This is a genomic window from Enterococcus sp. NBRC 3427, assembly GCF_007996925.1.
Lineage (GTDB): Bacteria > Bacillota > Bacilli > Lactobacillales > Enterococcaceae > Enterococcus_B > Enterococcus_B lactis.
In genome coordinates this window covers 1-22,572 of sequence record NZ_BJLL01000044.1, presented here as the reverse complement: position 1 = coordinate 22,572, position 22,572 = coordinate 1, and the positions used below count along the sequence as shown (strand labels likewise).

Genomic DNA, 22,572 nt, shown 5'->3' with positions numbered 1-22,572 from the left:
GAAATTAAATGAAAAAAATAAAATAGATAACTTTATAGAGAAAATTATTCAATTAGTAATGAAATACGGTTGGATAATAGTCATAGTGGTTATTGTATGGAAGTTTTTCTTTCCTAATGACGATGGGATAAAATCAGATATATTTGGTTTTGTAAGTGTTTTAGGCATGTGGTTTGCGTGTAATATAGGATTCATTGTAGCAGAAGCCTACTTATTCTTCCCATATCTTTTACACGGTTATTACAAATATAAATATCCTGAAGAATATCGCGAATGGGAAGGTAAAACACAATTGGAATGGTACGGAGAGAAGTACTTTAACAAGCATATAAAAGGTACAGAAAAAGAGGAGAAAATAAATGACTGAAAAACAAGAATTATTACCATTAGGAAGCATCGTGTTATTGGAAGAAGGATTACAGAAATTAGTAGTAGTAGGGCGAGGTGTGGTATACACAGATCAAGTGACTGGAAAAGATACGTTTGCAGATTATATGGCTGTCTTATATCCAACGGGCTTGAATCCAGAAACGACTATTTTCTTTAATCATGAAAACATCGATAAAGTAGTATTCAAAGGATATTCGGATGAAGAAGAGGAACGATTTTTAGAGATATACCAAGAATGGAAAAACGAACTTGATTCTTCTGCAAAAAAAGAAAGCCAGGCGACTGAAACTTTTGGATTCTAATTGTTTTGCAAAATGGTTTAAAGAAAACAGTACTGCAATTCTTTCTAAAAAGAGGAAGATTTCCTCTTTTTAGAAGTACAAAGTAGGACTTCAAACATTAGAACAAATTACTAGCTGTTCAAATGAAAAACAATTATACCGCGAGAACATCCATTATGATCATTTGGCAGGTAAAAGAATGCCATTCGATGAGGAATTAGGAGATAGCTAATTGATTAATAGAAAAATAACATTCAATCAAAAAAAGGTCAGTCCTCATTAAAGTAAGGCTGCCTTTTTTTGATTTTAGAAAAGTTATTTTTCTTTTCCCAACTTCAACTTCCGAATGTTCAAGAAGTGCTGAGCAGTGACTGCCAAGGCACCGTATAAAATCGCATTGCCTTTCAATCGGGTGTTGCGTACCAAAATGTCTTTCGTAAACTGGCTTGTCAAGTTCGCATGGATTTGTTCGATCATTTGCGGATTTTTTTCGTAAAGCTTACTGTTGATGACGATCACATCTGGATCATACATCATGATGATATTATTGATCCCGATGCCTAACAGGGCAGCATTTTTCTTGAGTAGAGCTGTGGCATCTGTGTCTCCCTTTTTGACATAATCAGTCAAGATATCTGAGTTGACATATTCTAACCCTTTTAACTGGGCGAATTCTTCATAAACCGCTTTGCTGGAAGCATATTGTTCCAAGCATCCTGAATTCCCACAAGGACAAGGCCGACCATCAGGGTATAAAATCGAGTGACCAAGTTCCCCAGCCTTTCCATGTTTACCGACTTGCAATTTCCCAGATGCCACGATCCCGCAGCCAATACCACTGTGTATACTAATACTTACAAGGTTTTGATAATGGGAAGAGAAGGTATATTCTCCCAAAGCAGCCAAGTTTGCTTCGTTATGTAGGTAAACAGGAAAGTCATAATGATCAGCTAATTCTTTTTGTAAATCGATTTTGTGCAGATCATAATAGGGCGTAAAAATTGGGTGGTCTTCGAAAACTACGCCGTGTATACCGATCGTCATCCCGACAATTCCATGTGGCGTTTCTGGCAAGTCTTTTATCAATTGATGGATTGACTCTTGAATGTGATCGAACACGTTTGTAGCATCAATCGAGATCCGACGCTTAGAGATCGAAGAGAGGACAGTGCCGTCGATATAAGAAAGCATTCCTTCTAAATAATTATAGCCAATATCAAAAGAAAGAGCTGTGGCAGATTGGGGATTGAAAGTCAACATGATCGGCTTTCTTCCTCCAGCAGTGGAGGCATCTCCGACACGGGTTTCAACAATCAGCTGATCATCTAGAAGTTTTTTAGTGATATCTGACACAGATGCTTTGTTCAACCCTGTTGCAGCGGCTAATTCTGCGCGAAATACTTCTTTTTTGTCAATAATCGTTTTTAAAAGCGTTGCTTGGTTCAATTCGCGAATCGTGTATTTACTTGAGATCATAGAAGTTCCTTTCTTGGTCTTCTGCTAGTAAAACCAACGTTATATGTTAAAGTATAGCGTGTCTTATTCCATTCGACAATGAAACATTTGTTATAAAACTAGAATCAATTAAATGACAAATGAATTTTTTGAAAGCGCTTGACAAAGATAAAGAAAGTCGCTTATGATGCAATTGTAAATTAGTTTAGTGTACTAATCAACTAAAAACAAGGAGGAACAAGATGAGTTATTTTCCAATGATCAAAGAAGTAAAGTATGAAGGGCCAAGAACAGAAAATCCATTTGCTTATCGCCATTATGATCCTGGACAAGAAATCTTGGGGAAACCAATGAAAGAACATTTACGATTTGCAGCTGCTTACTGGCATACGATGACGCAAGACGGATCTGATCCATTCGGCTACCCTGTGAATATTCGCTCTTGGGAAGGTGAGAATCCATTAGAAACAGCGAAAAACCGAGTAGAAGCATTTTTTGAACTTCTTGAAAAATTGCATATCGAATATTTTTGTTTCCATGATGTAGACATTGCTCCAGCTGGGGATTCTTTAGAAGAATTTTTCCAAAACATAGATGCCATCACAGATTTGATCAAAGAAAAAATGGAACAGACTGGGATCAAGTTGCTTTGGAATACCGCCAATTTATTTTCACATCCGCGTTTTGTCCATGGAGCAGCTTCGTCAAGCAATGCAGAAGTTTTTGCCTATGCTGCAGCTCAAGTAAAGAAAGGATTAGATGTCAGTAAAAAGTTAAATGGAAAGAACTACGTCTTCTGGGGCGGACGAGAAGGATATGAATCCTTATTGAATACGGATATGAGATTTGAACAGGACAATATTGCACGGTTATTCAAAATGGCAGTGGCATATGGTGAAAAAATCGAGCATAAACCGCAATTTTTGATCGAACCTAAGCCCAAAGAACCTTCGAAACATCAATATGACTTTGACGCTGCTACGACAATGGCATTTATCCAGAAATATGATTTATCAGGAGACTTCAAACTCAATCTTGAAGCAAATCATGCGACTTTGGCAGGTCACACCTTTGAACATGAATTGACTGTTGCCCGATGCTATGATGCTTTGGGATCAATCGATGCCAATCAAGGGGATCTTCTTCTAGGGTGGGATACAGATGAATTTCCAACCAATATTTATGACACGACGCTAGCCATGTACGAAATTTTGAAAAATGGCGGGATCGCACCAGGAGGAATCAACTTCGATTCGAAAGTACGACGTTCTTCCTTTGAGATGGAAGATCTATTACTTGCGCATATTGCTGGAATGGATACCTTTGCACGAGGGTTGAAAGCTGCCGCCCGATTGATAGAAGAGGAGTTTTTCGAAACAATCAAAGAAAAACGTTATGCAAGCTATAAATCAGGTGTGGGAGAACGGATCGTCATGGATCAGGAAAATCTTGAAACACTGACGGAGTATGCTTTAGCACATGACCAAATAAAGAATGAATCAAGTCACTTAGAATGGATCAAGTCGCGTTTGAACGATTATCTAGTATAGAAAGGAATTCTTTATGATAAATAACCCGATTTTAACTGGATTCCATCCAGATCCTAGTGTTTGTCGTGTTGGGAAAGATTATTATATAGCTGTTTCTACTTTTGAATGGTTCCCAGGTGTCATGATCTATCATTCAATGGATTTAAAACATTGGCACTTGGTAAGTACGCCTGTCAACCGAACAAGTCAGCTGAATATGTTAGGGAACCCGGATTCTGGAGGTGTCTGGGCTCCTGCTTTGAGTTATCACGATGGGAAATTCTGGCTGATCTATTCCGATGTCAAAGAATTGAGTGGTAGTTGGAAAGACGTGAACAATTATTTGATTACATGTGATACCATCGATGGAAAATGGACAGATCCAATCTATTTAAATAGCTCAGGATTCGATCCTTCCTTGTTCCATGAGGAAGATGGGAAAAAGTACTTGGTCAATATGGTTTGGGATTATCGTCCTACTCGTCATTCTTTCTATGGAATCGCCCTTCAAGAATATTCACCAGAAGAAAGAAAATTGATTGGTCCATCAAAGATCATCTTTAAAGGGACGAATCGAAAATTGACAGAAGCACCTCATCTTTATAAAATCAACGGCTATTACTATTTGCTGACTGCAGAAGGTGGAACGAAGTATGAACATGCGGCAACCATTGCCCGATCAAAGAAAATCGAGGGTCCGTACGAAATCCATCCAGAGAATCCGTTGATTACTTCTTGGTCATATCCTGAACTGCCTTTGCAAAAAGCAGGTCATGGGTCGTTCGTTCATACACATACAGATGAATGGTATTTTGTCCATTTGACAGCTAGACCACTAAAATACAAAGAAACACCGCTTTTAGAAAACAGAAGGTATTGCCCCTTAGGAAGGGAAACTGCGATCCAAAAAATAGAGTGGAAAGGGGGATGGCCGTATATAACTGGAGGGAATTTTCCAAAAAATAGAGTGGAAAGCCCGTCCATACCAGAACAGATGTGGGAAAAAACACCTATCAAAGAAACATTCGATCAAGAAAAGCTCCCTCTGCATTTTCAAACATTAAGGATTCCCTTTACTGAAGAAATCGGTAGTTTGACTGAGCGAAAAGGTTATTTGAGACTGTTTGGTCGAGAATCATTCCATTCGCTGTTCACCAAATCTTTAGTTGCTAGACGATGGCAGCATTTTTCATTTGAAGCCGTGACGAAAGTAGAATGTTCACCTGAGAATTTTATGCAACTAGCAGGAATGACGAATTATTACAATACTAAGAACTGGTCAAGCATCCATCTCACACATGATGAAGAGAAGGGACGGGTCATCGCTCTTTTAGATTGTGACAATGGACAATTATGTGAACCAGTCGGAATCATCCCCACACCCGATAATGTAAGCGCTATATATTTAAAAACTATAGTTTCTTATGAGACATATCGTTATTCTTATTCATTCGACGGGAAAGTATGGATAGACGTTGGTCATACTTTTGATAGCTTAAAACTTTCCGATGATTATACTGCTGAAACCCAAGAAGGATTTTTCACGGGAGCATTTGTCGGTATGTTTGCCATCGATACTTCCGGCACAAGACTGGCTGCAGATTTTGATTTCTTTTCGTATGAAGAAAAAGGAGGGAAGCCATGAAACAATGGAAGAAGCTGAGTGTTGCTCTATTAGGAGTCAGTCTGATAGGCGCACTAACTGCTTGCGGAACGAGCTCTGAACGTTCTTCAGAAGACAATTTAGAATTGACTGTGTGGACGTTCACAGACGAACTTTCGACGATGATCAATGAATATTATTTGCCAGCTCATGAATCTTTGGATTACGAGATAAAGATCGTAGAGATCCCTTCTGATCAATTTGAGACAAAATTAGATCCAGTGTTAGGAACAAGAAATGCGCCTGATGTCATTGCCTTAGAATCTGCGTTCGTAAAGAAATATGTCGAATCAGGATTGATGGCTGATCTAGGAGAATACGGTCTGGAAGAAGCGGCAAGTGATACCTACTTATATGTCAAGGATGTCGGAACTAGCAGAGAAGGGACTTTGCATGCTTTAGCTTGGCAAGCAGCGCCTGGCGGATTTTATTATCGTGCTTCTCTAGCAGAATCACTTTTAGGGATTACAGATGCAGACCAGATGCAAGAGCAAATAGCTGATTACGAGAAATTTTATGAAGTGGCAAAAGAAGTCAAAGAAAACAGTGGTGGGACTGTCCAGATGATCTCCAGTGTCCAAGACTTAGCAAAACCATTTTTTGGCATGCGGGAATCAGGATGGGTGGAAGATGAAAAGCTAATCATCGATGATAAACTTCATGAATTAATGGATATTTCACGGCGATTTGTTGAAGAAGATTTGACGAAAGATACAGAAGGTCAATCAGAAGCATGGTTTGCTGGAATGAATGGCGAGACAGACTTTGGATATAGTCTGCCTACATGGGGATTACATTATTGGTTGAAACAAAATGCTGCTTCGGCAGACGGCTCTAGAACAACAGAAGGGGATTGGCGGATGATCCAAGGACCTTCTTCTTGGTTTTGGGGTGGTACATGGATCGGTGCCACGGACACTTCAGAAATGAAAGAAGAAGCAGCAGCGCTGATCCAATATCTAACTACTGACCCAGAATTTTTGGAACAATGGGCAAAAGATACGGGAGACTTCGTATCGAATGAACGGGTAGTAGAAGCAATCAAATCGTCTTACCAAGAAGACTTTCTGGGCGGGCAAAACCATTATGATGAATTTTCTGAAATGGTCGAGTCAATCAATGCAAAAATTCTAACTGAATATGATCAAACAATCGAAACGTTGTTTATCGACCATTGCTTGACACCTTATTCTAAAGGAGAGACGGACAAAGAATCGGCTATCCAAAATTTCAAAGAGGCCGTAGCAAATGCTTATCCTGATTTAGAAATCGATTAGCTGGGACAGTTGTCTAAAAGGTACAAGAAAGGAGATTCGAGTGAAAAAAGCTAGATTTGAGCGCTACAATCGTTATGGTTTATTATTCATTGCCCCATTTTTCTTAGCATTTCTAGTATTTCAGCTTTATCCGATTTTCTATACTATTTTTTTAAGCTTCACAGATTTGAAAGGATGGAATACAGAAGCCTCGATCGTCGGTTTCGAAAACTATGTCAATCTTTTGAACAATGCATTGTTCCTTCAATCAATCAGAAACACATTGATTCTTTGGGGTGTGAATTTTGTCCCTCAGATTACGTTGGCGCTTCTTTTGGCTGCTTGGTTTACAAATCTCAAATTGAAGTTGAAGGGGACAGGTTTCTTTAAAATCATTTTCTATTTGCCAAACATTATTACAGCAGCGTCTGTAGCCGTTCTATTTTTTGCATTGTTCAGCTTTCCGATGGGGCCGATGAATTTGGTCCTGACTCATTTAGGTGTGTTGGAGCGACCGTTTGATTTTTTCCGAAGTGTGGCAAGTACACGCTTGATTGTCTCTTTTATTCAGTTTTGGATGTGGTATGGGCAGACAACGATTGTACTTGTTTCAGGGATATTAAGTATCGATCAGTCGCTTTTCGAATCTGCCATGGTTGATGGCGCAAGTGATGCTCAGATTTTTCGAAAGATCACGTTGCCGTTATTGAAACCTATCATGCTGTATACTTTAGTGACGTCATTGATCGGGGGTCTGCAGATGTTCGATATCCCGTTTTTATTGACTAACGGAAATCCTGACAATAGTGTCAACACGATTACGATGTTCATCTACAAACAAGCATTTACTGGTAGTCGGAATTTTCAGATTGCTGCGACAGCTTCAGTCATTTTGTTAGGGATGTCGATTCTTTTGAGTACATTGCTTTTCCGGTTTTTCCAAGAAAAGAGCAAAGTGAGGGGAAGAAATGGATAAACACTATCGGTTGCAACGTCTGCTGATTTATGGATTCATGTTGTTACTTACGTTTTTGAGTATTTTTCCCTTTTGGGTCGTTCTGGTAAATTCCACACGTTCAGCAGAGCAAATACAACAAGGGCTATCCTTACTTCCAGGAACACAGTTAGCAGCGAATTGGCATGTTTTGAGGAATAAAGGATTCGATGTGTTCAACGGATTCCAAAATAGTTTGGTGATCTCAGCTGGTGCTACGTTATTGAATGTTTATTTCTCTGCCTTGACTGCGTATGGATTGATTGCTTACCGCTTCAAAGGAAAAAGACTTGCTTTTGCCGTTATTCTTGGATTGATCATGATTCCTCAGCAGATCAGCATGATTGGTTTTTATCAATTTATGAATCGGTTGGATTTGCTGAATAGCTATATTCCATTGATCTTTCCAGCGATTGCATCGCCTACGACTGTCTTCTTTTTGAAACAATATCTGGAGACTGTCTATCATTCCGATTTGGCAGATTCAGCGCGTTTAGATGGTGCAGGAGAGCTGAAGATTTTCCATAAAGTGATGCTTCCTTTGATGAAACCGGGATTAGCGACGATGGCTATATTTTCATTCGTGACTACTTGGAACAATTTTTTGATGCCGCTGATCTTGATCAACGATACTGACAAATTTACCTTGCCGATGTTGATCCAGCTGTTAAAAACCGATGTCTATCGTACAGAATTCGGCAGTATGTATCTAGGGATTTCTCTCAGTATCGCACCGCTTCTGCTGATTTATCTGTTTTTATCGAAGTACATCATAGGTGGCGTGACTGCAGGTGGGATCAAAGAATAGGGAAAACGGACATTGTCAGCAATCGTTTTCGATAGGATAATAAAAACAAGGCAGGTGGTTAAATGTATATTTTAGGTATTGATCTAGGAACTAGTTCATTGAAGGGATTAGTAATGGATAGGAATGGGAGGATCCAAGGTGCGGCGAGCGAAGACTATCCGTTACTACAACCAGAAGCTGGATTTAGTGAACAAGATCCCAAAGACTGGATCCAAGCTTGTGGTCAAGTGATCGAAGAACTAGCTGAAAAAGTACCTGATTTTACTCAAAAATTAGAAGGAATCAGTTTTTCTGGTCAAATGCACAGTTTAGTCGTACTAGATGAAGCGAACCAACCGTTAAGAAATGCGATTTTATGGAATGATGTGCGTACAACCCAAGAATGTGAAGAAATAATGGAAAACTTTGGTGATCGATTACTTGAGATTACCAATAATCGCGCATTAGAAGGTTTTACGTTACCTAAAATGCTATGGCTTCAAGAAAATGAGCCGGAATTATGGGCAAATGTTCGTCATGTTTTATTGCCGAAAGATTACCTTGGATTTTGGCTGACAGGAAACCAGCAGATGGATTATTCAGATGCTGCAGGTACGTTATTACTTGATATGGAAAGAAAAACATGGTCTGAGGAGCTCTTACAGACTTTCCATATCTCTCCTAAAATACTGCCTCCGCTTGTATCTTCTACTACTTGCATTGGATCGGTACGCAAAGAACTAGCAGAACAATTTGGTTTTCACAAAGAAGTAAAGGTATTTGCTGGCGGAGCAGACAATGCATGTGCTGCTTTAGGTGCTGGGATCATCCAAGATGGCGCAGCTATGGTCAGTATTGGAACCTCAGGAGTATTTTTGTCTTATGAGAAAAATAACCAAAAGTCTTATGAAGGCAAACTTCACTTATTCCATCATGCAATAAATGATGCTTACTATTCTATGGGAGTGACGTTAGCTGCGGGACACAGTCTCAATTGGTTCAAAAAAACTTTTGCCAAAGGACTTTCTTTTGACGAACTGCTGCAAGGAATCGAAAAGATCGAGCCAGGATCAAATGGATTATTGTTCACACCCTATCTCTAAGGAGAACGAACACCGTACGCCGATAGCCAGATACGGGGGAGTTTCATTGGTATGGATATTCGACATACACTTAGCCATTTTACCCGAGCGGTGTTGGAAGGGATCACCTTTTCATTGAAAGATTCGCAACAGTTGATGGAAGAACTAGCGGGTCGCAGATTTACACGTATTGTTTCGGTGGGAGGAGGCGCGAAAAATCTTGCATGGCTACAAATCCAAGCTGATATTTTCGATGCAACGATCTATTGTTTAAGTGCGGAGGAAGGACCTGCATTAGGCGCAACAATGATTGCTGCACTAGGATTAGGGTGGTTCGATACACCTGAAAGCTGTTGCCAGTTTTTTATCCAATATACAGATGCAGTGGAACCTCTCTCACAAAATGTAGAAAAGTATCGTAAAATCTATCAACAATACCGAAAAATCTATCCAGCAACGAAGGAAATCTGTCATAACTTATAAATTATAAAACAGAAGGGCTGTGACAAAAGTTTGGTCACAGCCTCTTCTTCTTATTTCTTGAATCTGACCACTTCTGTCACAGCCTCTTCCATTTTCTTTATTTCAACCTTGGTTCGATTCTTTTCATCTCAGCAGTCAATGCTTTTCTGCGCGGATATTTTTCTCGAAGTTCTTTGGTCAACAATTTAGCTGTCACAAGTCCGTTTGGCAAGCTAGCCATTTTTTCTATTTGGTTGCCAAGTTTTTGGTATTCCAATTTTGTCGCAAAATTAGCTACGTTTTGACGTAATTCAAATTCATATTTTTGTAATAACTGTTTAGGACAATAGTTTTTCAAGATATCAAAGTGCCGGTCGACCATGATCAAGCTGTCTGTGCTTTTTACATAATCCCACAATAAATCATAACAACCTTCTGCTGCATAAAAGCGATCCACATTTTTATGATATTTAAGAGCTGAAAACAGTTCATTGCGTATGATCGGCCACGTTTCAGGTGGGCATGCGTTTTTTAGTTTTTCCAATGTAGGGAAGTGGATACTGTCAGATGCTAATAAACGTTTTTTCAAATTTTCTATTTTACTTGTATCATCCGTATTTTTTAAAGTAGAACCAGTTGTTTTTTTGATGGATTTAGACTGCTTGTCCGTGTGTGTTTGTCCTTTTTTATGGGGCTCGCCTTTTTTTACAGATTTTTTTCGTTTTTTGGTTATTTTTTTCTTTTGGCTAGAAAACTCTTTTTCCTGAAATTCTTCTTTCAGGATTTTTATGGAGTAGTTTTTTGAATAAGAGGCGTCAGTATGATCGACTTGGCAGACGAACCAAGAGAACATTTGTCTTTTTTCTGCACGGGGTGCTTCTGCTAATAATTCTTTCCATAAATAATAACAATCCTCTATCAGAAGAAGTGATCGTTCGTCCGCAGGCTCCAAATAGCATGTTTCAAGAGTAGCAATCACTTCATTGATCAATTCGAATGCGGAAAGATAGGCATTTTGCTGTATAAGCGACTCAACAGCTTCTTGAATGAACTTTCGCATCTCCATGATGAACTTCGCTGTTTTCCTGTTTTTGTTTTTTCCGATAGGATGATCGTATTTGTGGATGATCGTTGCTAATTTATCTGTGTAGTTTACTGCATGGAGCGGGATCTTCTCTTTGAAGCGTTCGATAAATTGCGGATGTTCTATAAGAATCTCTGTTAAAAGTTCCCGTACAAGAGAGGAACTAGCGGAAGAAACAAGGGAAGAGAGTTCGGAAAGCGGGTAGTTGGATTTTTTTATTGGACGTTCTTCGTAAGCGAATAAGACAGCCGCCATGTGCTTGCAGTTTTTTCCTTCTATGGCATATAGACAATCGCAAGTCATATTCGTCTTTTCATCCCAGGTGATCACTACCTTATAATCTTCCGTGCCAGAAACTGTTGCGGTCAAGTGTTTGCTCGTATAGTTCAAATGACTGACAAACCCGTGCAGATGATAGCTATACCCGCGTTCCAAAATGTTTTCAGGAAAAAGCTCAAGCCAATTATTCATATAGTTCTCCTTTCATGAAACACTTGTTTATATTTAGTATAAAGAATCGTTAAAGAAAAAAGTAGCTGATTTTACCATATCTGTGAAGCAACTTTTTCTCGAATTGTCAAAAATTAATTCTGCGTTCCTTTTCTTAGAGAATGAGAGAAAAAGTAAAAAATAGCGTATTTTAAAGATGGAACTTTTTGTTTTTTTATTTACCTGGCAAAAATGAAGGAATTTTGTTGGAAATAAATAATTGTTCCAATTGATAAAAGAGGTATGATGTAACGCAAAGAAAGGTTCAAGCAGCGTTCGTATCAACCGTCCGAATAGCCGCTTGCTTTGTACAGTAGATAGTAAGCGGTTTAACGAAGGGGGTAAAAGCTATTTTTCCTTCTTTGTTAACTTAGAATGTGTCTTCCCCAAAATTCATTTTTTCTAAAGGTAAAACATAAGTAGGCAGATACTACCAATTATCCGTTACAAAACGCTGCTTGAGAATTTTCTTTAAATCCATACAAATTTTTCTCTACCCGACTAAATTGGTTCCTGATTCATCAAGTAATTGACTTTCTTTGATAATATGATAAAAAGGCAAGCAAGGAGGAAGATAAACATGCTTAAAGATCTGAACCAATTGATTGATTACATCGAAGAACATTTGACAGAAAGTCTTACCTATAAAAAAATAGCCGAAAATACAGGAATCTCTGAATATCAGTTAAAGCGCATCTTTACGTTTATTGCAGGGATGTCTCTGATGGACTATATCAAAAACCGTAGATTGGCTTTGGCTAATCGCGATCTTCTAGGTGGGGAAAAAGTAACAGAAACGGCGTTTAGATATGGATATGAAACAGTCGAGAGTTTTTCAAGAGCTTTTCGTGATTGGTCAGGTTATCTGCCTTCAGAAATCAGCAGATATGGCATACAAAAATCTTTTCCACGCTTGACATTTTTTATTGATGTCAGAGGAGGAAAATCGATGGAATTTCGTATCGAAAAGAAAGAACAGTTTTATGTGGCAGGTGTGGCGAAAAAAGTCCCTGTCCAATTTGAAGGAGTCAATCAAGAAATACAAAAGTTAGCGCAGACGATCACGGAGACTCAAAGGGAAGAGATGCATAAGTTAGGAGATTTATATCCACATCAAGTAATCAACGTTTCTTATGGATTTGATGCAGACCGCTTAGAAGAAAAGGGTAGTTTAATGCACATGATCGGCTTTGCTACGACAAAAGAAAATCCGTACGCTGATTTAGAAATGCTTGCTATAGAAGAACACACTTGGGCCATTTTTCCTAATAAAGGACCATTTCCCCAAACTTTACAAGACACTTGGGGGAAAATCTATGCAGAATGGCTTCCTTCTTCAGATTATGAGTTAGTAGAAGCTCCCGAGATCTCTTTTACAAAATGGGGAGAGGATTTCAGTCATGTTTACAGTGAGATTTGGATTGCAGTAAAATTAAAGAAATAGTAAAAAAATAAAAGCACCTCTATGAAAAAGAACGTAACTTTGTCAATTCCCTTTAATTTTACGTAAGATAAACTTAACATAATAGAAAGGGTGGGAGAAATGGCAAAGTATAAGATTGAAGAAAAACCAGAGTTTGCAGTGACAGGTATTGGTGTGGAATTGAAAAGTAGCAATACAGATTTTGTCGGTTTGGCAGCAGAGAAGCAAGCCTTTGAGCAAAAAGTCATCAGTGACGGAACAATAGACACCTTGAAACAAGCTGCTGAAAATCATTATTTCTTTACAGTCAACGAACCCTATGATGGAAAAATGATGTACTATGTCGGTGTTCAAACGAGCCAGGATGTTCCTAACACTACGAGAATCATCCCATTTCCAAAAGGAATGTATCTCGTTGTAAGCGCTTCATCTGAGTCACCTGAAGAACTAAGGAACGATTTGACGAATACGGCCTTTGGACATGTTTTAAGAGAAGTAGAAGATTACGCCTATGTTGGTGGTCCGAATGCTGTCGTCGAAATGGGTGTTATCGATGGGAAATACATTGGAGAAATCTGGATACCGGTAGTCAACAAACCATGATAATATAGAGGTCGTGAAAGTAGCGCTTTGACCTGAGCATTAGAGAGGAAAAATGGAAAATAGCTTTCCATATTTTGTATTTTTCAGAACTAATGCCGAGGGTCAGCTACTTGAACACCGTTTATCAAGACGTCATGACTTCAGCGCTTTGACCTGAATATTAGAGAGAAAAAAGAGGCATGACAAGGCTTTTGTCTCCCGGAGAATAAAAGAATTTATGTAGACGATTCCGATCAGAAAAATGCAGGCCCAGTAGAGAGAATTATAAAAATCTCTCTACGAGGCCTATGTTTTCTGGTCTTTTTTCTTTTTCCAAAACGGCTATTTTATGTATCAAACTATCAAGTGTGATCTTAGCCATTTCTTCTTCTGCTTTTTTCTGCAGCCGAGCGTAGCTTTCTTCTAAAGCTTCTTGGATATTTGCACCAACGACGCAATTTGGGTTTGTTTTTGGATCGACTTGGATAAGCTGTGTATTACCTTCAATGCTACGATAGACATCTAGTAAAGAAATCTGATCTGGTCTTTTGGCAAGGGAAGGTTGCGGTTTTCCGGTTTTTGTAAGGATCAAGCCGGATTTTTTGAGCTGACTCATGATTTTACGTACATTGGCTGCATTTGTTTCGATACTGCTGGCAATCATCTCACTAGAAAGCAATCGGGTATCTTGAAACATTTCAATATAGGCAAGTACATGGATTGCATCACTAAATTGCAGAGAATACTTCATCAGTTGACATCCTTTCATTTTTTTTGCTTGACTTATCTTACCACACTCTTTATGATAAAGGTGTAATTTATAAATGTACAGCTGTAAATCTTAACAAATAAAAAGAATAAGGAGTGGGAAATATGCATTATTTAGTAACAGGAGCAACTGGAGGTTTTGGTGGTTATGCGCTGGAATTTTTAAAAAAGATGGTTCCACAAAATGAAATCTATGCACTAGTACGTAGTGAAGAAAAAGGAGAAGCACTGAAAGAAGCTGGATTTAACATACGTATTGGTGATTATGATGATTTAGATTCAATGAAAGAAGCGTTGAAAGGAATAGATCGATTGCTTTTTGTCTCTGGCGTTCCAGGAAATCGCCAAGCCGAACATGAGAATGTAGTGAAAGCAGCGCAAGCAGCTGGGGTATCTTATATCGCTTATACAAGTTTTGCAGATGCCGATCACTCAATCAGTGTATTAGCGCCAGATCACCAATTCACTGAAAAAACAATTAAGGATTCAGGTATTCCCCATACATTTTTACGGAACAATTGGTATGTAGAGAATGAATTACCTATCATTGGGCAAGCTTTAACAACTGGTCAATTCGTTTATGCTGCAGGAAATGGAAAAACAGGTTGGGCATTGAAACGGGAATATGCAGAAGCCGCAGCAAAAGTACTAGTAGAGAATGACTCCCCAGAAATCTTAGAATTATCCGGCCATCTAACTGACTATGAAGAATTAGCCAAGGCATTAGAGCGTGCGACAGGTAAAGAGTTAGAAATTGTTGAAGCAAGTGATGCAGCGTTTGTCGAAAATCTAAAAGAAGCCGGATTCCCTCAAGCAGCAGCTGACATGTTTTTAGCGATCCAACATGATATCAAAAAGGATCAGTTAGCTATTTCCTCTGATGATTTAGAAAAAGTTTTGGAAAAACCATTAGTCTCTCTTGAAGCAGCATTGAAAGAAATACTGGATCAGGAATAATGTATAAAGAGGTTGTGAAAAAGCCGCTTAGTTTTGAGTATGAAGAAAAATTTTGTGAAAATGGCTTTCCACATTTTTGCATAAATTTGACTTCATACCGATAAACTGGTTTTGAACACCGTTTACCAGAGGTTGTAAAAAAGCTGTTCTGCATCAAGTAATAAGAAGAGTCAAATAAAAAATAGCGCTTCATATGTTTCGTTTGGCTGGACTTATTACCGCGGAGTAGGCAGGAGAACGCCGTTTTTATTCGGAAAAAGGAGCTGAGACAAGATTTTTGTCTCAGCTCCTGTTTGTTTATCGATAAAAAAGTCTGGGGAAGACGATGGCTCAGGCTTTGTTGGAAACAGAGCCGATTTTATCATTTGCTTTTACATCACGTGCGGGTTCGATTTCTAAGCTTTGGACTTTGTCGCCATTTGTGAATACAACGACCATATCCGTGTTTTTGCCTGCAGATTGAATAGCAGCAAGATCAACTAAAGCAATCAATTGACCTCTTGCGACTTTTTGACCTTCTTGTACATATAAAGTGAATGGTTCACCTTTTAAGTCAACAGTGTTGATGCCCATATGAAGCAAGACTTCGATACCAGCATCTGTTTGGATTCCGACAGCATGTTTCGTTGGGAAAATGTTTGTGATCGTACCAGCGATTGGAGAGAAGATTTCTCCATTTTCTGGTAATACAGCATAGCCGTCACCCATCATTTTTTCCGCAAATACATCATCTGAAACTTCAGTGATTGGAATCAGTTTCCCATTTGCGATAGCGTAAATATCTTGTTCGATCGTTCCGCCGGCAAATGTTTCTGTTTTAACCACGGTGTTTGTTTGTGCAGGTCTTGCTGCAGCGCCACCATGTAATTTTGCCATCTCATCTGCAACGAATTGTACTTCTGTACCTACGATGACTTGCGCATTTTTCCCATCAATGATTTTCATTCCAGGTACGCCAGTGGCTTTGATTTTGTTTTGATCGATCAGGCCTGTATCTTTGACTTGCAAACGAAGACGTGTAGTACAGTTGTCGATTGAAGTTACATTATCAGCTCCGCCTAATGCAGCGTAGATTTTGTTTGCTTGTGCAGCATATTTATTGTCTGAATTAGTCGTTGCAGTATCGTCATCTGAAAGATCTGCTTCCTCGCGGCCAGGAGTCATCAGATGGAATTTTTTGATAGCAAAGTTAAAACCAAAATAGTAAATTACTGCTGTTACTAACCCTTGGACGATCAACATCAATGGCTGATTCGCAATCGGATTTTTCAAAGATAGGAAGTAATCGACAAATCCGGCACTAAAGGCAAATCCTGCGGTCCAATGGAAGAATGCACTCACTGCTAAAGAAATCCCAGTGAAAATGGCATGCAAGACATATAATGGCCAAGCAACGAACATAAATGAGAATTCAAGTGGTTCTGTTACACCAGTAAAGAATGAAGCAAAAGCTGCTGCTAACATCAATGAAGCTGTTTTTGCTTTGTTTTCTGGACGGGCATTTCTGTAAATAGCATATGCTCCTGCTGGAAGCCCGAACATCATGATTGGGAAAAATCCAGCTTGATACATTCCTGTTACGCCTTTTGTTCCTTCAGAAGCCAAGAATTTACCGATATCATTGATTCCAGCTACGTCAAACCAGAACACGGAGTTCATTGCTTGATGCAATCCTGTAGGGATCAGTAAACGGTTGAAGAAGCCATAAAGACCTGCACCAACCCAGCCTAAACTCAAAATGAATTTAGCAAAAGAAACTAAAGCAGAGTAAACCGGAGGCCATACGAGCAGTAGCACTGCACTGATCAGCAGCATGACGAAGGCAGCCAAGATTGGCACTAAACGCTTACCGCTAAAGAAAGATAAAGCCATCGGTAATTTTGCTTCGTGGAAACGATTATAAAGAGCTGCCGCAATCAATCCGGCAATAATACCAATAAATACGTTACTGATCTGAGCAAAAGATGGATCAACTGATTCTGGTTTGATATTCAATAAAGTGGCTACTGAATCAGTTTTTAAAACATTTACTGGAACTTCAAATGCAACCAACCCTGCCAAGGCAGCAGCACCTGATTTGTCCACTGACATCCCTAGTGCTAACCCAACAGCAAACAGCAAAGGCAATTGACCTAAAACTGCGTTACCGCCAGCTTGTAAAAAATGAGCGACAATGTCGTTACTATAAGATGCCCACCAGTTCCCGATCCCTACTAGCAAAGCAGCAGCAGGTAAGACCGCAACTGGGAGTTGAAGGGAACGTCCCATTCGTTGTAGATATGCTTTCAATTTTTTTCCTCCTCATGATTGTTAACATTTGTTTGTACGATTGCGCTTCTTAAACGCTCGATATGGATGGCCAAGTAACCCAGTTCTTCTTTCGTGATCGCGAGCTGGTATTCTTTGGTCAGCAACACACGGATTTTTTTAGAAATCTTATAGCTTTCTGGGTATTTTCGTTTGACCATTTCTACGATTTCCGTATCTAAGACAGCATATTGTTGTGCATGGGTTCGTTGTAGAAGCAGTCGTAAATGATTCACCAGTCTTGAATAATTCAGTGAAAATGGTTCTGAATGGATATCTGTTTCCAATTCTGATTCCACTAAATGGATGATATCAGATACAATCGTCACTTCACGGATACTGCGATGGTTATTATTTCGACCGCTTCGTCCGCTGTGGATATGGATTGCGATATATCCTGCTTCGTCATAAGTGTATGGAATCCCAAGCTCTTTTGTCAGATATTCTACTGCCCATTGAGCAATACTGAATTCATCACTGTAAAGCACTTCGATTTCTCTCAAAAGCTTGTTGCGGATGACGATACCGTTATTGATATTCTCCGCAGAAAAAGCAATGTGGTCGGTCAAAGCGATCAACACATGTTCATTCAGTTTCTCCATCAAGACAGTTTCCGCATGATCGATGATTGTTTCTGCTGCAAACAAAAAGCGTTCATCGATCTGATTGAGTAGATTTTGCAATTTGATTTGTCCTTCTGGCTCCATGACGAATATCCGCTCAATATCACGATCAAAGATCAAATCATTTCTTTTTCTGTCAAATCCAATTCCTTTTCCAATAGCTACTTTTTCCTGCCCACCGTCATCTACCAATACTGCATTTTGATTAAAGATCTTTTTGATTTTCATGCGCGCACCCTTTTTGAAGATTTGGTTTTCATGTCTGCTAGACCCGTTGATTGCGGCCAAACAAAAATAGACACGAAAAACCTCCTAGGGAAACTATGTTCCTCAGAGATTTTTCATGCCTAGTATGATCTAGTCACATGAAACGAATTATTGTTAACGTAATCATTTTATATAGACAGTTATGTTTTGTCAATTCTTTTTTTATAATTATAGTAATTTAATGGAATTATCAGAAATAAAATGAAGGAACAGATTAAGAAACCTGTGTTATTTAATTATTGGATCTTTTGCTTATCTTATTCGTTGTTAAAAAGCTGAAAGCAAAGGAAAGAAACGCTACTTAACTGTATTTCTCCGTTAGGACATCTAAAAATTTACGAGCTGCAGGAGAAAGCGGCTGGTCTTTTTTCCAAATGAGATTCAGTGAAGCTTGTAATGGCGGATCGAGTGGGATAAATATTTTTTCCGTCCCATAAGTATTGATGATCCCATCTAGAGCTAATGCACCAAAAGTCCCGTTATCGACCATTAAAGAAGCATTGTACAATAAGTTATATGTTCCGACGATCGATAACTGATCTATGCTGAAACCTAGCCATTCAGATACTTGATTGTCCACTGACGTTTGCCGGGAAATGATCAAAGGAACAGTTTTTAGTTCTTGTGGATGGATAACGGTTTGTTTTGCTAAAGGATGAGTCCGATGTATCAAAAGTCCCCAACGATCTTGGGCAGGTAGTCGAAATGCCTGATATTTTTGCTTATTTGTCGGTTCGATCACGACTCCAAAATCGAGTAGCCCGCTATCCAATTTCTCCATGATATCATCTGCATTCCCACTATATAAATGAAACTGGATATCAGGATGCGCTTTGATCAACGAATGAAGGCTATCAGAAATGAAAGAGATGGCTTGAGTTTCACCGCCACCAATGTAGATTTCTCCAGAGATGATTTCGTCATTTGTTAAGTTGTTCGTCGTTTTTTCCACCAATGACAAGATTTCTTTTCCTTTTGAATAAAGATATCGACCAGAATCCGTCAACTGTATCTCTCGGGAGCCTCGAGTGAAAAGTGTCACACCAAGTTCTTCTTCTAGATCTTTCAGTTGTTTTGAGAGAGTAGGTTGCGTGATATGCAGCGATTTTGCTGCTCGGCTGATATTTTTTTCTCTAGCTACTGCTAAAAAATACGTCAGTATACGAATATCCATTTTTTCCCTCCTGTTTTTTAAAAGTATATCACTAAGTATAGGTAAAATGAATAGTTAAGTATATTTTATAAATATTAGACATAGTAAGCCGTCCGTTATAAAGTAAGGATAAAAGGAGGGAGCAAAATGACAAGTGCCATCGAAAAACAAATCGTTAATAAAGAGATTCGAGTGACGGATCCACTTTTTGAAGTGATCCATCAGATTCAAGCGGAAAACGAAGAGCCTTTAGCAGCACTGAATACTGGGTACCATGAACCAGCAGATATCCGCAAACGGCTAGAAAAAATCATTAGTGACAAAGTAGATGATACGGTGACTGTTCTGCTGCCTTTTTATACAGATTTCGGTAAACATATTAGTATAGGGAAAAATGTCTTTATCAATCGTCAAGCGATGTTCGTCGACTTGGGGGGTATCTGTTTAGAAGATTCCGTATTGATTGGTCCTCGTGTCAATCTCATCACGGTAAACCATCTAACCGATCCAACAGAACGAAGAGGCTTGTCAGTAAAGCCAATCCACATCAAGAAAAATGCTTGGATCGGAGCAGGAGCAACTATTCTGCCAGGTGTAACGATTGGCGAGAATGCCATTGTTGCAGCGAATGCAACTGTTACGAAAGATGTCCCAGACAATACCATCGTTGCAGGAATCCCTGCCAAAATCGTCAAACCTGTCGAACGGATTATTTGAAGAGTAAGATGAAATAAGAGATAGTAAGTACAAGCAAAAGATTTTTCAAAACAGGAGGAGAATAGAATGAATGATTTATCAGAAAAAGTGATTGTCATCATGGGCGCTTCAAGCGGAATCGGTGAAGCAACAACGAAGCTGTTAGCAGAAAAAGGGGCTAAACTAGTCATTGCCGCACGCCGAGAAGATCGCCTAAAAGCAATAAAAGAATCTTTACCAGAAGCTGAGCTATATATTCAAACAGCAGATGTAAGAGACTTTGCGCAAGTCCAAGCAGTTATCGATTTAGCGATGGAAAAATTCGGTCGAATCGATGTATTGTACAATAATGCAGGGATTATGCCAACCGCACCATTAGTTGAAGGACACCGAGATGAATGGCAAAATATGCTTGATATCAATATCATGGGTGTTTTAAACGGGATTTCCGCCGTACTTCCAATCATGGAAAAACAAAAATCTGGGCATATCATTTCAACTGATTCTGTAGCAGGCCATGTTGTTTATCCTGATTCCGCCGTTTATTGCGGAACAAAATTTGCTGTCCGTGCGATCATGGAAGGATTACGTCAAGAACAGCGACAAAATAACATCAAATCTACAATCATCTCTCCAGGAGCTGTTCAAACTGAATTATATCAAACGATCAGCGACAAAAAAGCCGCTCGTGAACTTCATGAAGCGCAAAAAGAATGGGGATTAACATCTGAAGATATAGCATCTGCTGTAGCATTTGCGATAGAAACGCCAGACCGGATGTCTGTCAGCAACATGATCATCCGTCCGACGACACAGGAAGTATAATTCATAACGGATAATATCCAGAGAGAATTACTTGTTATTGGTTATTCAAATGACCAACTAACTAAATAAGGCGTGAATGAAGAAGGTTCTTCATTCACGTTTTTTTTATGTAGAAAAAGCAATTTTATCAAAAAACAAAAGTTATTTAAAAATGGACATTGACTTACTTTTACTTTTTTAGTTACACTGTTATTTAGGAAAAGTTTCATATCCAAAGGAGAAAAAAGATGAAAGCAAAGAATTTATTATTTAGCGTTATTCTTTTAGGAAATCTAGCAGTTGCCAACACAACCGTGCTAGCTGAAGAAACGACAGGAACAGTCACAACTCAGACAACGAGTTCTTCAGAAATAGGAATTGAAAACGATACAGAAAGTACGTTGCAGTCAGCTGCTGTCTCCGAAAATACGGTTTCAACTGAAGAATCAACAACAGGGACAACAGAACAACCGCAAACGGAAGAAAGCACATCAGCAGAAGCTCAGAAAAATCCAGAGAATGCGGAAGAAATCACGAATCAATTGACGGATGGACAAACATTGACACATACCCATCAAGCAGATTTGTCTGAATTCGAAAACTATACTGGCTACGCTTTTTCTGCCCGCTCATCTGCTAATTCTCAACAAGCATTCATTGATAGTATTGCATCCACTGCACAAAGCTTGGCAAGTGCCAATGACTTATACGCATCAGTCATGATTGCACAAGCAATCGTTGAAAGCGGCTGGGGGAACAGTGCCTTGGCTTCTGCTCCTAATTACAATCTATTTGGAATCAAAGGAAGCTATAATGGCCAATCCGTTACGATGCCTACTTCGGAATATGTCAATGGACAATGGATCACGGTAAATGCTGCTTTTAGAAAATACCCTTCGTACAAAGAATCATTACAAGATAATGTGACGGTATTGAAGACGACTTCTTTCCAGCCGGGCGTGTATTATTATTCTGGTGCATGGAAAAGCAATACGAACTCTTACAAGGATGCTACAGCTTGGTTGACCGGTCGTTATGCCACTGCGCCTAATTATGGTGCTACATTAAACAATGTAATCGAGACTTACAATCTGACGCAGTATGATACAGCACCAACTTCAACTTCTCCAATGTATCGTTTATATAATCGTCATACAGGAGAGCATTTGTATACATTGAATGCCGGCGAAAAAAATTATCTGCCCACTGTAGGCTGGGAATATGAAGGGATTGCTTGGCAAGCACCAAACAGTGGACAGCCTGTCTACCGTTTATACAATCCTTACAGCGGAGACCATCATTACACAATGGCGCAATCTGAGATCAACTCCTTAACAAAAATCGGTTGGCGCTATGAAGGTCTAAGTTTTTATTCTGGTGGTTCCAAACCAATCTATCGATTATTCAATCCAAATGAAAAAACTGGTACCCATCACTATACCTTAAGTGCGAAAGAAAGAGATTGGCTAACGCCAATGGGCTGGAGATATGAAGGAATAGGATTTTATGGTTATTAAAAA

General features: G+C 39.1%; 17 protein-coding genes and 3 pseudogenes. 14 read left to right on the top strand and 6 right to left on the bottom strand.

Annotated features, from left to right (window positions below; translation table 11 throughout):
* Window positions 1-367: pseudogene (locus ESP02_RS09770) on the top strand (DUF4176 domain-containing protein); the annotation flags it as partial.
* Window positions 360-692 (top strand): DUF4176 domain-containing protein, encoded by a 333-nt coding sequence (locus ESP02_RS09765; protein ID WP_002372500.1) that lies wholly within the window; start codon window positions 360-362, stop codon window positions 690-692. The pseudogene ESP02_RS09770 and the gene ESP02_RS09765, both read left to right, overlap by 8 nt.
* A 294-nt stretch (window positions 693-986) precedes the next feature.
* Here ESP02_RS09765 and ESP02_RS09760 read toward each other — a convergent pair whose 3' ends face one another.
* Window positions 987-2,147: an ROK family transcriptional regulator gene (locus tag ESP02_RS09760; protein ID WP_002372499.1), complete on the bottom strand. Its 1,161-nt coding sequence runs from the start codon at window positions 2,145-2,147 to the stop codon at window positions 987-989.
* A gap of 221 nt (window positions 2,148-2,368) precedes the next feature.
* Between ESP02_RS09760 and xylA the strand changes: the two genes are divergently transcribed.
* The 6 genes and pseudogenes from xylA (at window position 2,369) to xylB (ending at window position 9,920) form a co-directional block, all read left to right on the top strand.
* Window positions 2,369-3,676, top strand: coding sequence for a xylose isomerase (gene xylA, locus ESP02_RS09755; protein ID WP_038399150.1), 1,308 nt, complete (start codon window positions 2,369-2,371; stop codon window positions 3,674-3,676).
* A gap of 13 nt (window positions 3,677-3,689) precedes the next feature.
* Window positions 3,690-5,300, top strand: a complete 1,611-nt coding sequence (locus tag ESP02_RS09750; protein WP_002372488.1) for a glycoside hydrolase family 43 protein — start codon at window positions 3,690-3,692, stop codon at window positions 5,298-5,300.
* Window positions 5,297-6,595 (top strand): ABC transporter substrate-binding protein, encoded by a 1,299-nt coding sequence (locus ESP02_RS09745; protein ID WP_002372486.1) that lies wholly within the window; start codon window positions 5,297-5,299, stop codon window positions 6,593-6,595. Before ESP02_RS09750 ends, ESP02_RS09745 begins: the two co-directional genes overlap by 4 nt.
* A 40-nt stretch (window positions 6,596-6,635) precedes the next feature.
* On the top strand, window positions 6,636-7,550 hold the full coding sequence (locus tag ESP02_RS09740; protein WP_002335286.1) for a carbohydrate ABC transporter permease: 915 nt from the start codon (window positions 6,636-6,638) through the stop codon (window positions 7,548-7,550).
* A complete protein-coding gene (locus ESP02_RS09735) occupies window positions 7,543-8,376 on the top strand; it encodes a carbohydrate ABC transporter permease (RefSeq protein ID WP_002315855.1) in 834 nt (277 codons plus the stop codon). Before ESP02_RS09740 ends, ESP02_RS09735 begins: the two co-directional genes overlap by 8 nt.
* Before the next feature lie 62 nt (window positions 8,377-8,438).
* Window positions 8,439-9,920: pseudogene (xylB, locus tag ESP02_RS09730) on the top strand (xylulokinase).
* A 691-nt stretch (window positions 9,921-10,611) separates the two neighbouring features.
* Here the strand turns inward: xylB and ESP02_RS13515 are convergent.
* Window positions 10,612-11,454: pseudogene (locus tag ESP02_RS13515) on the bottom strand (SWIM zinc finger domain-containing protein); the annotation flags it as partial.
* Between the two features lie 598 nt (window positions 11,455-12,052).
* Between ESP02_RS13515 and ESP02_RS09720 the strand changes: the two are divergent.
* On the top strand, window positions 12,053-12,916 hold the full coding sequence (locus tag ESP02_RS09720; RefSeq protein ID WP_038399149.1) for an AraC family transcriptional regulator: 864 nt from the start codon (window positions 12,053-12,055) through the stop codon (window positions 12,914-12,916).
* Between the two features lie 99 nt (window positions 12,917-13,015).
* Window positions 13,016-13,498, top strand: coding sequence for a GyrI-like domain-containing protein (locus ESP02_RS09715; RefSeq protein WP_025478253.1), 483 nt, complete (start codon window positions 13,016-13,018; stop codon window positions 13,496-13,498).
* A 262-nt stretch (window positions 13,499-13,760) separates the two neighbouring features.
* Here the strand turns inward: ESP02_RS09715 and ESP02_RS09710 are convergent, their stop codons facing one another.
* Complete coding sequence (locus tag ESP02_RS09710; protein ID WP_025478252.1) at window positions 13,761-14,228, bottom strand: Rrf2 family transcriptional regulator; 468 nt, start codon at window positions 14,226-14,228, stop codon at window positions 13,761-13,763.
* Window positions 14,229-14,350: 122 nt separating this feature from the next.
* On the opposite strand from ESP02_RS09710, the gene ESP02_RS09705 reads away from it, so the two are divergent.
* A complete protein-coding gene (locus ESP02_RS09705) occupies window positions 14,351-15,202 on the top strand; it encodes an SDR family oxidoreductase (RefSeq protein ID WP_002372472.1) in 852 nt (283 codons plus the stop codon).
* Between the two features lie 330 nt (window positions 15,203-15,532).
* On the opposite strand, the gene nagE is transcribed toward ESP02_RS09705, so the two are convergent.
* The 3 genes from nagE to ESP02_RS09690 form a co-directional block, all read right to left on the bottom strand.
* Complete coding sequence (gene nagE / locus ESP02_RS09700; RefSeq protein WP_002372468.1) at window positions 15,533-17,491, bottom strand: N-acetylglucosamine-specific PTS transporter subunit IIBC; 1,959 nt, start codon at window positions 17,489-17,491, stop codon at window positions 15,533-15,535.
* Complete coding sequence (locus ESP02_RS09695) at window positions 17,488-18,360, bottom strand: PRD domain-containing protein (RefSeq protein ID WP_002310480.1); 873 nt, start codon at window positions 18,358-18,360, stop codon at window positions 17,488-17,490. Before ESP02_RS09695 ends, nagE begins: the two co-directional genes overlap by 4 nt.
* Window positions 18,361-18,700: 340 nt before the next feature.
* A complete protein-coding gene (locus ESP02_RS09690; RefSeq protein ID WP_002372466.1) occupies window positions 18,701-19,573 on the bottom strand; it encodes a LysR family transcriptional regulator in 873 nt (290 codons plus the stop codon).
* Between the two features lie 126 nt (window positions 19,574-19,699).
* Between ESP02_RS09690 and ESP02_RS09685 the strand changes: the two genes are divergently transcribed.
* The 3 genes from ESP02_RS09685 to ESP02_RS09675 all read left to right on the top strand — a co-directional run bounded on the left by ESP02_RS09685 (window position 19,700) and on the right by ESP02_RS09675 (window position 22,569).
* Window positions 19,700-20,269 (top strand): DapH/DapD/GlmU-related protein, encoded by a 570-nt coding sequence (locus ESP02_RS09685; protein WP_002372464.1) that lies wholly within the window; start codon window positions 19,700-19,702, stop codon window positions 20,267-20,269.
* Between the two features lie 66 nt (window positions 20,270-20,335).
* The gene (locus ESP02_RS09680; protein ID WP_010733116.1) at window positions 20,336-21,073 is read left to right on the top strand and encodes an SDR family oxidoreductase; all 738 of its coding nucleotides are present in this window, start codon (window positions 20,336-20,338) and stop codon (window positions 21,071-21,073) included.
* Window positions 21,074-21,300: 227 nt separating this feature from the next.
* The gene (locus tag ESP02_RS09675; protein ID WP_002372461.1) at window positions 21,301-22,569 is read left to right on the top strand and encodes a glycoside hydrolase family 73 protein; all 1,269 of its coding nucleotides are present in this window, start codon (window positions 21,301-21,303) and stop codon (window positions 22,567-22,569) included.
* The last annotated feature ends 3 nt before the right edge of the window (window positions 22,570-22,572 follow it).

Coding starts and splice junctions, on each gene's coding strand:
- ESP02_RS09745 (WP_002372486.1), top strand. CDS start 5,297: ATGAAACAATGGAAGAAGCTGAGTGTTGCTCTATTAGGAGTCAGTCTG.
- ESP02_RS09735 (WP_002315855.1), top strand. CDS start 7,543: ATGGATAAACACTATCGGTTGCAACGTCTGCTGATTTATGGATTCATG.
- ESP02_RS09675 (WP_002372461.1), top strand. CDS start 21,301: ATGAAAGCAAAGAATTTATTATTTAGCGTTATTCTTTTAGGAAATCTA.
- ESP02_RS09750 (WP_002372488.1), top strand. CDS start 3,690: ATGATAAATAACCCGATTTTAACTGGATTCCATCCAGATCCTAGTGTT.
- ESP02_RS09720 (WP_038399149.1), top strand. CDS start 12,053: ATGCTTAAAGATCTGAACCAATTGATTGATTACATCGAAGAACATTTG.
- ESP02_RS09705 (WP_002372472.1), top strand. CDS start 14,351: ATGCATTATTTAGTAACAGGAGCAACTGGAGGTTTTGGTGGTTATGCG.
- ESP02_RS09765 (WP_002372500.1), top strand. CDS start 360: ATGACTGAAAAACAAGAATTATTACCATTAGGAAGCATCGTGTTATTG.
- xylA (WP_038399150.1), top strand. CDS start 2,369: ATGAGTTATTTTCCAATGATCAAAGAAGTAAAGTATGAAGGGCCAAGA.
- ESP02_RS09695 (WP_002310480.1), bottom strand. CDS start 18,360: ATGAAAATCAAAAAGATCTTTAATCAAAATGCAGTATTGGTAGATGAC.
- ESP02_RS09715 (WP_025478253.1), top strand. CDS start 13,016: ATGGCAAAGTATAAGATTGAAGAAAAACCAGAGTTTGCAGTGACAGGT.
- ESP02_RS09710 (WP_025478252.1), bottom strand. CDS start 14,228: ATGAAGTATTCTCTGCAATTTAGTGATGCAATCCATGTACTTGCCTAT.
- ESP02_RS09680 (WP_010733116.1), top strand. CDS start 20,336: ATGAATGATTTATCAGAAAAAGTGATTGTCATCATGGGCGCTTCAAGC.
- ESP02_RS09760 (WP_002372499.1), bottom strand. CDS start 2,147: ATGATCTCAAGTAAATACACGATTCGCGAATTGAACCAAGCAACGCTT.
- ESP02_RS09690 (WP_002372466.1), bottom strand. CDS start 19,573: ATGGATATTCGTATACTGACGTATTTTTTAGCAGTAGCTAGAGAAAAA.
- ESP02_RS09685 (WP_002372464.1), top strand. CDS start 19,700: ATGACAAGTGCCATCGAAAAACAAATCGTTAATAAAGAGATTCGAGTG.